This window comes from Myxococcus vastator (assembly GCF_010894475.1).
GTDB lineage: Bacteria > Myxococcota > Myxococcia > Myxococcales > Myxococcaceae > Myxococcus > Myxococcus vastator.
The window spans coordinates 1-10,806 of record NZ_JAAIYB010000293.1 but is presented as its reverse complement, the minus strand read 5'-3'; the positions used below and the strand labels follow the sequence as shown (position 1 = coordinate 10,806).

The following is a 10,806-nucleotide window of genomic DNA, read 5'->3' as shown; positions in this document are numbered from 1 at the left end:
GAAGAAGGCGGAGCTCCCCCGCCGCGTGCCCGCGGCCACGCCCACGCCCGAGTCGCTGAAGGCCGCCGCCGAGGCCCTGGCCGCGCTCCGCGCCCGACTGGGGTGGCGGAGCTGGGAGGTGACGTCGCGGGCCCGGCGTGCGAAGCGCGCGCTGCGGGCCCTGGGCGGCGTGGACCCCGCGGCCCACGCGGAGCTGGCGGGCACCTTCACCGCGCTGATGGAGCGCGTCGTCGCTCCCAGGAAGGATGGCCGGCTCCCGCTGCGGCACGCGCTGGCGTTGCTGGGCGAGCTGGACGTGGCGGCCTTCACCCGCGCGGCAGCGGCGTGGCTCGCCGCGCCGGACGCCGTCCCCGCCGCGACGGCCGTGGCCCGGCAGGCGTCGGCGCTGGGGCAGCCCGAGCTGGCGCTGCGCATGGGCATGCTGCTGGCGGAGCGTCCCGGTCAAACGGGCGCGCCCTCCGAGGAGGGGTGGAGCAAGCGGTGGACGCGCCTGCGGCCACACGTGGAGGAGCAGCTGTCCTCCAGCGGCGGTTCGCTAGCGACCTGGGCCCAGTCCGTCGAGGCCTCGAAGGACGCGCACCTGGCCAGCCGGTTGGCCCGGCTGGAGGCGTGAGGCGCCGACGTCGCGGGGTGCCAGGAGCGCGTGGAGTTGTCCCACGCGCTCCTCGAGGCGCGGTGGGCTAGCCCGGGCCGCCGCTGCTGGACGCGGACGACTTCTTGGCGGCGCCCTTGCCCGAGGACGGGACGCTGTCGGGCTGCCGGTCCATCTCCGCCATCGGGTAGTCGCGCGCGGCATCCAGGTAGGACTGGGGCTTGATGCGCCGGCGCATGCGCCACGTCAGGTTGTCGGGCTGCACGAGCACGGGCTCCCCGTTGGCACGCTGCTCCACCAGGTGTCCGTCGCAGAAGCGCCACAGCTTGCGGCCGTCCACCTCCTGCCGCGCGTAGAACAGGTCCGTCTGCCCCACCTGGGGCTTGGGCGGGCACCAGGTGCGGCGGGCGGTCTCCTCCCGCTCGGGCATCTCCGCGCGCCACCGCCGACGGGCATCCTTCAGCGCCACCGCCGCCAGCACCTTGGGGCCCTCTTCCAGCCGGGCTTCCACCTCCGGCAACAGCTCGCGGCCACGCCGGACAATCTCCGGGAAGGCCCCGGTGTCGCGGAAGCTGCACTCCTTCAACCGGTTCAGCGTGTAGCGGTGCACCTCCATGAGGGGCGGCAGTGTCGCGGTGGCCTCCCGCATCATCGCCAGTTGCCGCGCGTGGTCCGGCGCGTCCAGCTTGGAGACCTGCTCCGTCTCCCGGAGGAAGCGCGCCATCGCGCCGTTCACCGTCGTCAGCTCGTCCGCCAGCCACCGCGGCTCCGAGGACGCACAGGGGTCCGCCTTCGCCTTCTTGTAATCCCGGTAGTCCGCTCGGGACATGCCGAGCGAGTAATGCTCCACCGGAGGAGCGGGCTTGGTCGCGCACGCACTCAACGCCGTGCCCAGGCCCGCAAGCACGAGCTTCCGAATGTTTGCCGTCATCCCCCCATTCTGGCATGTCATTTGTGTTCAAACAAACGTGCGGAAGCGGACGCTTTGGGGCAGGCCCGGATTCCGAGGCGGACGGTCCTCCCCTGTACGGCGTCACGGAGGTTGCCTACAAGGCTGCCCAGGAGCCGAGCACCTGTTCCCAGAAGTGCGAGCCGGTACATGAAGCCCGCGGTCCTCATCATCATCGGGGTGTTCACGGCGTTGGGGGGGGCCCTCTACCTGTCCTCGCGGCGCGCCGCGGAGCGCGGCACGGAGGAGGCGCGTCCGGCGGCGCGGGCGCCCGTGGCCACCCGCGCGGTGCGGACGGAAATCACGTTCCTCTACAGCACGGAGAAGCAGGCGTGGGTGGAGGAGGCGGCGGCGGCCTTCCAGAAGGCGCACCCGCTCATCCGGGTGAATCTGGTGGGCCAGGGCTCGCTGGAGGCCGCGCGGGCCATCCTCGAAGGCCGTGAGCGGCCCACCGTGTGGAGCCCCGCCGACAGCGCGGTGCTGCGGATGCTGGCGTCGGACTGGGCCACGGACGCCACGCGCGCGCCGCTGTTCGCCTCGGAGGGCGCCGCGGCGCCGCGGCCGTTGGTGAAGACGCCGCTTGTCTTCGTGGCGTGGGAGGACCGGGCGGAGGTGCTCCAGCGCGCCAGCGGCGGAGGCGCGGTGTCCTGGAAGGTCATCCACGAAGCGGTGGCCAGCGACCAGGGCTGGCCCGCGGTGGGTGGCCTGCCGGAGTGGGGCTTCGTGAAGCTGGGCCACACGGACCCCACGCGCTCCAACTCCGGGCTCCAGGCGCTGCTGCTGGCGTCGTTGGAGTTCTACGGCAAACAGCGTGGCCTGACGGTGGCCGACCTGCTGGAGCCGCGGTTCCAGACGTGGCTGAGCCAGCTGGAGCGGGGCGCGGGCCGCTTCGAGCGGTCCACGGGCGCGCTGATGGCGGACATGGTCCGCTTCGGCCCGTCCCGCTACGACATCGCCGTGGTGTACGAGAACCTGGCCATCTCCCAGCTCTCCCAGCCCCCGGGGAAGTGGGGGGCGCTGAAGGTCCTGTACCCGACGCTCACGTCCTGGAGCGACCATCCGGCGGCGGTGCTGGAAGCGGACTGGGTGCTGCCCCGCCAGCGTGAGGCCGCGCTGGAGTGGCTGCGCCATCTGCACAGCCGGCCGGTGCAGCAGCGCGCGCTGGCCTTCGGCTTCCGCCCCGCGGATGCCTCGGTGCCGCTGACGTCGCCCGGCGAGCACAGCCCCTTCCTCCCGCTGGCCGCGCGCGGCCTCCGGGTGGACGTGCCGGACAGCGCGGAGGTCCCCGAGGGCGCGGTGGTCCGCAACCTCCTCACGCTGTGGTCGCGGCGGGTGGGCAACGCGCGCTCGCCGTAGCCCGCCGCTGCGTCCGGTGCGCCGCCGTCAGCCGCCGCGCGCCGCCAGGTCGATGAAGCCGCGAATCCAGATGAGATTCACGGCGTCGCAGACGTCACGCGGCGTCGGCGTCGTCGTCTCCAGTGCGGCCGTGTAGGGCACGCCCTGGCGCGAGTACCAGTCGGTGACGCTGCCGTCGTGGTACTCGATGAGGCCGTCCGCGTCGGTGAAGCTGTGGTCGTCCACCTTCTGGCTGCGCACCACCGCGACGTGCTTCGCGCTGGCCTCCACCAGCGGGCGGTAGGCGGCCTTGTCTCCGAAGGTGTACGCGTACGTCGACGCCCCACCCAGGTAGTCGTCCTGGTGGATGTCGAGCGCGGCGGCCGGAGCGGAATAGCGCGCCAGCTCGCTGCGTATCGCGCGCGTCTCCTTGGGGCCGCCGTCATACAGCGCCCAGCGGAGGATGGGCCGCGCGACGTTCAGCTCGCCCACCCACTCCCCGGGGGCGACTTCGTAGCGGAGGAAGTCGTTGTTGGGCTTCTCGCCGCTGCGGTTGTAGCGCGTGCCCGCCTCGAAGCCGGACGGGTTGATGCAGGGGTAGACGCGCAGCCCCACGCCGCGCTCCACCGCGTACGCCGCCACCGCCGGGAAGTGCTCGGCCAGCGTGAGCGGGCCGGCGGGCTCCTCTCCGTGGAAGCCGGAGGTGATGACCAGCCAACGCGCTCCCGGGACGACGAGCCGGAGGAGGGGGTAGTCCTGGTCCCCCTCCGTCACGCGGCCGTATTCGGACACGTCCGCGACGTGGGCGTGGGCGCGGATCCGCTTTGCGTAGTCGGTGTAATTCACGCATCTAAACTAGCCGTGCGCCGCCGCCCCGCCCACCCTTTCCCGCAAGCACACACCCCACCTGCCCTGACGCCACGGTGGCGCGCGCGCGGCCTACGGGCCTACGTGCTGGCGGAACTGCTCGGCCAGCTCCTGGCGCTGCCGTGGCGTCAGCGTGCCGTGGACCTCCAGGGCGGCGTCTGTCGCCTGGTGAGCGAAGGCGCGCATGGCCTCGATGCGCGCGTCCACGAGGGCGTGGAGCTTCTGCCGGTCCGGCGTGTCCGAAGAGAGCTGCTGGAAGGCCTTCTCGCGCACCGCGCGGTGCTCCTTCATCAGCTGCATCCCGTCGGAGAACAGGCGCTCCTTCACGGCGTGGATGGACTGGCGCTGTGAGTCGGTGGCGTCCAGGGTGTCCAGCTTGTCGTCCAGCTTCCACGTCACCAGCTGCTTCACGCGCTCCGGGTCCTTGCCCCAGCGGGGGCCTCCTCGCAGCGCGAAGCCGCTGAGCAGGGCGACGGCGAGCATCGCGGAGCCGACGACGGCGAACCTTTTCATCATGGCGTTCTCTCCTGGGTGGAGCGCGGGATGGCTCCACGTGACGTCGCCACCACCTGGGGCGACGGTGGCCAATGTGCCGACCCTCCGTTGCTGGGACTTGTACGAGGCGTGAAGAAGTATGAAGCCGCCCGCACGCTCAGCGGGCCAGGAGCCGCCCGCGGGCGTCTTGTCCAGCGCTTCCGCTCATGGCGGAACGTCGTCCCGAGGCCGATTTTCTGGCCCGCGCGCGCTTCTCCACCAAGGGCAACACTGGACTGGCGAGCAGCAGAACACCGCCCTAGTGTTCGGTGTTCGGTTGCACCCCGGCCTCCAGGAGCGGAACGCGCTTATGTCCTTCACCCACCTCCACCTGCACACCCTCTACTCGCTCCTCGATGGGGCGATCCGGATGAAGGACCTCATCAAGACGGTGAAGGAGAAGGGGATGAGCAGCGTCGCCGTGACGGACCACGGCAACATGTTCGGCGCCATCGACTTCTACAAGAAGGCGAAGGACGCCGGCATCAAGCCGATTCTGGGCATGGAGGCCTACGTCGCCGGGCCCAAGGGGCGTGAGGACCGCTCCGAGAAGGTCTCCCACCACCTCATCCTGGTGGCGAAGGACGCGGAGGGCTACGCCAACCTGCGCTACCTCTCCTCCACCGCGTACATGCACGGGTTCTACTACCACCCGCGCATCGACAAGAAGGTGCTCGCCGAGCACAGCAAGGGCCTCTTCGCGCTCACCGCGTGCCTGGGCGGTGAAGTCACCAGCGCGTGCTTCCGCGGCGACATGGACCACGCCCGGCGCGCGGCGCAGGAGTACAAGGACATCTTCGACCCGGGGCACTTCTTCCTGGAGGTGCAGTCCAACGGGATGCCGGAGCAGGACAAGGCGAACGAGAACCTCAAGCAGCTCTCGCGAGATTTGGACATCCCGCTGTGCGCCACCGCGGACGCGCACTACATCAAGCGCGAGGACGCGCGCGCCCACGAGCTGCTCATGTGCATCGCCAGCGGCAAGACGCTGGCGGACGGCAAGCGCATGAAGCACTCCACGGACAAGCTCTACGTCACCAGCCCCACGGAGATGCTGGAGTTCTTCAAGGACATCCCCGAGGCGGTCCACAACACCCAGCGCATCGCCGAGCAGTGCAACCTGGAGCTCAAGCTGGGCAAGCCGATGCTGCCCACCTTCAAGGTGCCCGACAGCCACACGCCGGACAGCTTCATGGCGGAGCTGGCGTATGAGGGCCTGCGCGAGCGCTTCAAGGAGCTGGCGGCCACCGTCACCTATCCCATCGACCGCGAGCAGTACCAGGCGCGCCTGTCGCTGGAGCTGGGCGTCATCCAGAAGATGGGGTTCAGCGGCTACTTCCTCATCGTCCAGGACTTCATCAACTGGGCGAAGAAGATGAACATCCCGGTGGGCCCGGGCCGTGGCTCCGGCGCCGGGAGCCTGGTGGCCTACGCGCTGCGCATCACCGACGTGGACCCCATCCCGTACAACCTCCTGTTCGAGCGCTTCCTGAACCCGGAGCGCGTGTCGATGCCCGACTTCGATATCGACTTCTGCCAGGACCGCCGGGACGAGGTCATCCAGTACGTCGGCCGGAAGTACGGCGAGATGAACGTGGGGCAGATCATCACCTTCGGCTCGCTGAAGGCGAAGAGCGTGCTGCGCGACGTGTGCCGCGTGTTCGCGCTGCCCTTCAGTGAGGGTGATCGCATCGCGAAGCTGGTGCCGGAGGTGCTCAACATCAGCTTGAAGGAGGCCATCGAGATGGAGCCTCGCCTCAAGGAGATGATGGAGACGCCCTCCAACCTCGGCGAGGTGGAAGGCAAGCCCGTCACCACCAAGGACGTGCTCGAAATCGCGCTCGCGCTGGAGGGCCTGCACCGCCAGCCCGGCATGCACGCCGCCGGCGTGGTGATTGCCGACAAGCCGCTGTGGGAGTTCGTGCCCGTCTACCAGCCGCCGGGTGAGAAGACCCTCATCACCCAGTTCGCCAAGGACGAGGTGGAGGCGGCCGGCCTGGTGAAGTTCGACTTCCTCGGACTGAAGACGCTCACGGTGATTCAGCACGCGCTGAACCTGGTGAAGCGCAACCACGACAAGGACATCCCGCGGCACGAGATTCCGCTCAACGACGAGAAGACGTGGGAGCTGATGGCCAAGGGCGACACGGCCGGCGTCTTCCAGATGGAGTCCAGCGGCTTCACGGAAATGGTCGTGAAGCTCAAGCCGAACTGCTTTGAAGACGTCATCGCCGCCGGCGCGCTGTACCGCCCGGGTCCGCTGGACTCCGGCATGGTGGACGTCTTCATCAACCGCAAGCACGGCCGGGAGAAGGTGTCGTACCCGCACCCCGCGCTGGAGCCGGTGCTCAAGGACACCTACGGCGTCATCGTGTACCAGGAGCAGGTGATGCAGATTTCGCAGGTCCTGGGTGGCTACACCCTGGGCCGCGCGGACCTGCTTCGCCGCGCCATGGGCAAGAAGAAGGCCGAGGTCATGCAGGCCGAGCGGGCCGGCTTCCTCGAGGGCTGCGCGAAGAACAACGTCGACCTCAAGGTCGCCGGTGAAATCTTCGACCTGATGGAGAAGTTCGCCGAGTACGGCTTCAACAAGAGCCACTCGGCGGCCTACGGCCTGGTCACCATCCACACGGCCTGGCTGAAGGCGCACTACCCCTGCGAGTTCATGGCGGCCCTTCTCTCCAGCGAGAAGGACAACACGGACAAGGTGGTGAAGCACATCGGCGAGGCGCGCGAGTCGGGCCTCGAGGTGCTGCCGCCGGACGTGAACCAGTCCGACATGGAGTTCGGCGCGGTGAGCGGGAAGATTCGCTTCGGCCTGGGCGCCATCAAGGGCGTGGGCGAGGGCGCCATCGAGTCCATCCTGGAGGCGCGCAAGGACGGCCCCTTCAAGAGCCTGTTCGACTTCTGCGAGCGCGTGGACAGCCGCAAGGTGAACCGGAAGGTGATGGAGGCGCTGGTGAAGGCGGGGGCCTTCGACTTCGAGAAGCGCTCGCGCCGGCAGATCTTCGACACCATCGAGAAGGCGATGAACCGCGGCTCGGCCAGCCAGAAGGACAAGGCGGCCGGGCAGAGCTCGCTGTTCGGCATGCTGGCCGGCCCGTCCTCGAACGGCGGGGGCGGCGCGCTGAAGGACGACTACGTCGAGGTGGAGGACTGGTCGGAGAAGGAGCGGCTGTCGCTGGAGAAGGAGGCCATTGGCTTCTACGTGTCCGGCCATCCGCTGCACCAGTACGACAAGGAGCTGAAGCGCTACGCGCGGCCGATTACGGCGGTGCAGCGCGCGCGCCGGGACGACAAGCTCACGGTGGCGGGCATCGTCACGGTGCTGCGTGAGCGGCCCACGAAGACGGGCAAGCGCATGGCGTGGGTGACGATTGAGGACCTGTCCGGCTCCATCGAATTGGTGTGCTTCCCGGGCAAGGACGGCACGCGCAACGTGATGGGCCGGGACGGCAAGTGGGCGAAGCAGGGCCCCAAGCCGGGCTTCGAGAACTGGGAGCACCTGCTCAAGTCGGACGACCCCATCCTGGTGTCCGGCACGGTGCAGATCAGCCAGCGTGACGAGGACTCGCCGACGCCGGAGCTCATCGTCGACGACATCCAGAGCCTCAAGGCGGTGCGTGAGAAGCGCACCAAGCGCCTGGAGCTGCGCGTGCCGGCGGACCTGCTCACGGAGGAGCGGGTGGCGAAGCTGCACGAACTGGCGAAGAAGTACGCCGGCGCCACGCCCGTGGCGGTGAGCGTGCTCTTCAAGGGCGAGGGCGAGGCGCTCATCGGCAACACGTCCATCAAGGTGCAGGTGAACGACGACCTGCTGCTCGCGGTGGACCGCCTGTTCGGCATGCGCGTGGTGGAGTTCGGCTGAGCCGGAGCTGAGCTTCCAAAGCCGGATTCCATGACTGCTGATGGGCCAGCGCCAGTACAGTGGCTGACCCATGAGACTTGAGTGTCGTGGAGGGCTGCTGCTGTCGGGGCTCGTGAGCCTGCTCCTGGCGGGGTGTGCTTCGACGGCACCCGGGTCTGGTTCACGAGCCGAGTCTCCTGCCTCGCTGGAGTGCGTGCGCTCGGATGAGGGCGCCTGTGTGGTCCTCGCTTGCGAAGGCGGAACGTGCGGGCTGTTCGATTGCGAGGACGTCGCGCTGGAGGCCAAGGCCCAGGCCACATTCAGGCCGGTGCTGACTGGAGCGTTTCGTCCCCCGGTACGCGGAGCCCCCTCGTTTCGCCACTGGCGGAGCCTCGGGATTCGCTCGGGCTCACGACCACGGATGACGTTCCACTTCCGTTACCGGGAGGGGTTTCTTCCCGCGCTGCCCAGAGGTCCCGGGAAGTTGGTGCATCACCACCTGTTTCCGCAACAGCCGGAACTGGCGAGGTGGTTCAGGTCGCACGGCGTCGACATCCACAAGTTCACCATCCTCATCCCCGAGCACATCCACCGCCAACTCCATAGCGGCAAGGGCCGTGGTGGCATGTGGAACCAGGCGTGGCGGGATTTTCGGGACAGCCAGCAGGGCCGTTCGATGACGTCAGAGGAACTGCACCGGAAGGCGGTGGAGTTGATCTTCCGCTTCGAGTTGACGGGGCCCGTCGTGCCCTACAATGCGCCAGTCGCGCCCTATCAAGCAGCGCCGTCCATCCGTGCTCCGTGAGGAACCTTGAAGTTCTACCGAGTTCATCCAGACACGGCGTCGAGCTACACGGGCTCCTTGGACGCGGTGAACAAGTGGTGCCTGCCGGGTGTGCAGCCCTGTCCCGTGTGCCGCGCGGGCGGAGGGGCTCCCTGGCTCGCATACCCGTGCGTGGACCTGTCCAGCCTTCCTCGCGACGAGTTGAAGAAGCTGTCTGACCCCTGGCCGGTGCCGCGCGAGGAGTTCTCGCGGTTGAAGGCGTTGATTGCGCCGCTGGCTCCGTCGTGGGCGTTGCTGGAGCCAGGAGCCCAGTTCGGACCCTGTGAAGGGAAGGGCGCTGGCCGTTTCGGCCCGCTCTTCATGCAGGACGCGTCCACGCTGTTTGTTCAGCGGGCCGCATTCGAGCGATTGAACACCGCGGGCGTGCGAGGGCTTCAAGGGGCGCCGGTCGAGGTTCGTTTCCGAGGAAAGGCTCCGCCCGAGTTGCTCCAACTGCAACTGGAGCTGCACGGTCTGCTGCATCAAGACTGTCTGCCGAAAGAGCGCGAACCCCCATGCTCGGCATGCGGTGCCAGCAAACGGGATTGGCCCCGCACCGTCATCCTCGACGCCGCGTCGTTACCGGGAGACCGGGACGTCTTCCGTCACCGGCAGGGCTGGGCAACAGTCATCGTCAGCGAGCGATTCGTCGAAGCCGTGAATGACCTCGAACTGGATGGCGTGACGTTCGAGGAACTCGAAGTCCGGGAGGCCTGAATGGACGGGACCTACAAGTCGCTGCGCATCGAGAAGAACGAAGGCGTCGCCGAGCTGGTGCTCACCGGCCCCGGCAAGGGCAACGCCATGGGGCCCGACTTCTGGCGGGAGATGCCCGAGGCCATCCGCGCGCTGGATGCGGATGACGCCGTCGGCGTCGTGCTGGTTCGCGGCGAGGGCAAGCACTTCACCTTCGGCCTGGACCTCATGGGGATGATGGAGTCCCTGGGGCCGCTGCTCACCGGCGAAGGCAACCTGGCCCTGGAGCGCTTGAAGTTGCTGTCGCTGATTGGCGACATGCAGCAGGCCACCGAGGGCCTGGCCCGTTGCCGCAAGCCCGTCATCGCCGCGGTGCACGGCTGGTGCATCGGCGGCGGCATGGACCTCATCGCAGCGTGTGACTTCCGGTACTGCTCCCAGGACGCGAAGTTCTCCCTGCGCGAGGTGAAGGTGGGCATCGTCGCCGACCTGGGCGCGCTCCAACGCCTGCCACGCATCATCGGCGAGGGCCACACACGCGAGCTGGCCTACACCGGTGGTGACGTGGACGCGGCGCGCGCCCTGCGCATGGGGCTGGTGAACGAGGTGTTCCCCACGCCGGAGGCACTGCTGGAGGAGGCCCGGGCGACCGCGAGGCGCATCGCCGAGAATCCCCCGCTCGTCGTCCAGGGCGCCAAGCAGGTCATGGAGTACTGCGCGGACAAATCCATCGCGGATGGCCTGCGTTATGTGGCGGTGTGGAACTCCGCGTTCCTCCAATCCCATGACCTCGCCGAAGCCTTCTCCGCATTCGCGGAACGCCGCCCCCCTCACTTCCAGGGGCGCTGAGCACCCCTCCCGAGGGGCTTTCGCCTCGCATGCCGCCGATGCGAGAATTCCATGAACACCTTGGATTCGGAGTCCGGCGACATGACGGAGAGCATCGCGCTGCTGGGGTACGGCCGCTTTGGCCGTGCCTTGTCTGGCCTCCTGCTGGGAGCGGGCCTCCGGCATCGGGTGTTCGAGCCGGGACAGGCTGACGTTCCCGCGGCGCTGCGGGCATCGACGCTGGCCCAGGCCGTTGAGGGCGCCGGGCTGGTGGTGCTGGCCATGCCCGTGTCCGCCATGCGCTCGGTGCTGGAGGCTGTCTCTTATACACATCT

10 protein-coding genes are annotated in these 10,806 nt (G+C 68.6%); 7 read left to right on the top strand and 3 right to left on the bottom strand.

Features of this window, described 5'->3' with window-relative positions:
- A partial coding sequence (locus tag G4D87_RS25100) for a molybdenum metabolism regulator (protein ID WP_163784746.1) occupies positions 1-613 on the top strand: 613 nt, incomplete at its 5' end.
- A gap of 67 nt (positions 614-680) precedes the next feature.
- On the opposite strand, the gene G4D87_RS25095 is transcribed toward G4D87_RS25100, so the two are convergent.
- The gene (locus G4D87_RS25095; RefSeq protein ID WP_240358585.1) at positions 681-1,523 is read right to left on the bottom strand and encodes a hypothetical protein; all 843 of its coding nucleotides are present in this window, start codon (positions 1,521-1,523) and stop codon (positions 681-683) included.
- Between the two features lie 168 nt (positions 1,524-1,691).
- On the opposite strand from G4D87_RS25095, the gene G4D87_RS25090 reads away from it, so the two are divergent.
- A complete protein-coding gene (locus tag G4D87_RS25090; protein WP_163784744.1) occupies positions 1,692-2,897 on the top strand; it encodes a substrate-binding domain-containing protein in 1,206 nt (401 codons plus the stop codon).
- A gap of 27 nt (positions 2,898-2,924) precedes the next feature.
- On the opposite strand, the gene G4D87_RS25085 is transcribed toward G4D87_RS25090, so the two are convergent.
- Together G4D87_RS25085 and G4D87_RS25080 are read right to left on the bottom strand one after the other, a co-directional pair.
- Positions 2,925-3,722, bottom strand: coding sequence for a M14 family metallopeptidase (locus tag G4D87_RS25085; protein WP_163784743.1), 798 nt, complete (start codon positions 3,720-3,722; stop codon positions 2,925-2,927).
- 93 nt (positions 3,723-3,815) lie between these two features.
- The gene (locus tag G4D87_RS25080; RefSeq protein ID WP_240358584.1) at positions 3,816-4,259 is read right to left on the bottom strand and encodes a Spy/CpxP family protein refolding chaperone; all 444 of its coding nucleotides are present in this window, start codon (positions 4,257-4,259) and stop codon (positions 3,816-3,818) included.
- A 328-nt stretch (positions 4,260-4,587) separates the two neighbouring features.
- Here G4D87_RS25080 and dnaE point away from each other — a divergent pair, with 328 nt between their 5' ends.
- The 5 genes from dnaE to G4D87_RS40380 all read left to right on the top strand — a co-directional run.
- Positions 4,588-8,145, top strand: coding sequence for a DNA polymerase III subunit alpha (gene dnaE, locus G4D87_RS25075; RefSeq protein ID WP_163784741.1), 3,558 nt, complete (start codon positions 4,588-4,590; stop codon positions 8,143-8,145).
- Between the two features lie 70 nt (positions 8,146-8,215).
- Positions 8,216-8,929 (top strand): SitA6 family polymorphic toxin lipoprotein, encoded by a 714-nt coding sequence (sitA6, locus tag G4D87_RS25070; RefSeq protein ID WP_163784740.1) that lies wholly within the window; start codon positions 8,216-8,218, stop codon positions 8,927-8,929.
- A gap of 6 nt (positions 8,930-8,935) precedes the next feature.
- A complete protein-coding gene (gene sitI6 / locus G4D87_RS25065; protein WP_163784739.1) occupies positions 8,936-9,664 on the top strand; it encodes a SitI6 family double-CXXCG motif immunity protein in 729 nt (242 codons plus the stop codon).
- Complete coding sequence (locus tag G4D87_RS25060; RefSeq protein WP_163784738.1) at positions 9,665-10,492, top strand: crotonase/enoyl-CoA hydratase family protein; 828 nt, start codon at positions 9,665-9,667, stop codon at positions 10,490-10,492.
- A gap of 51 nt (positions 10,493-10,543) precedes the next feature.
- A partial coding sequence (locus G4D87_RS40380) for an NAD(P)-binding domain-containing protein (RefSeq protein ID WP_240358583.1) occupies positions 10,544-10,806 on the top strand: 263 nt, incomplete at its 3' end.

What these genes read in the sequence shown, in the direction of transcription:
- dnaE (WP_163784741.1), top strand. Translation starts at nt 4,588, where the DNA reads ATGTCCTTCACCCACCTCCACCTGCACACCCTCTACTCGCTCCTCGAT.
- G4D87_RS25080 (WP_240358584.1), bottom strand. Translation starts at nt 4,259, where the DNA reads ATGATGAAAAGGTTCGCCGTCGTCGGCTCCGCGATGCTCGCCGTCGCC.
- G4D87_RS25060 (WP_163784738.1), top strand. Translation starts at nt 9,665, where the DNA reads ATGGACGGGACCTACAAGTCGCTGCGCATCGAGAAGAACGAAGGCGTC.
- G4D87_RS25095 (WP_240358585.1), bottom strand. Translation starts at nt 1,523, where the DNA reads ATGACGGCAAACATTCGGAAGCTCGTGCTTGCGGGCCTGGGCACGGCG.
- G4D87_RS25090 (WP_163784744.1), top strand. Translation starts at nt 1,692, where the DNA reads ATGAAGCCCGCGGTCCTCATCATCATCGGGGTGTTCACGGCGTTGGGG.
- sitA6 (WP_163784740.1), top strand. Translation starts at nt 8,216, where the DNA reads ATGAGACTTGAGTGTCGTGGAGGGCTGCTGCTGTCGGGGCTCGTGAGC.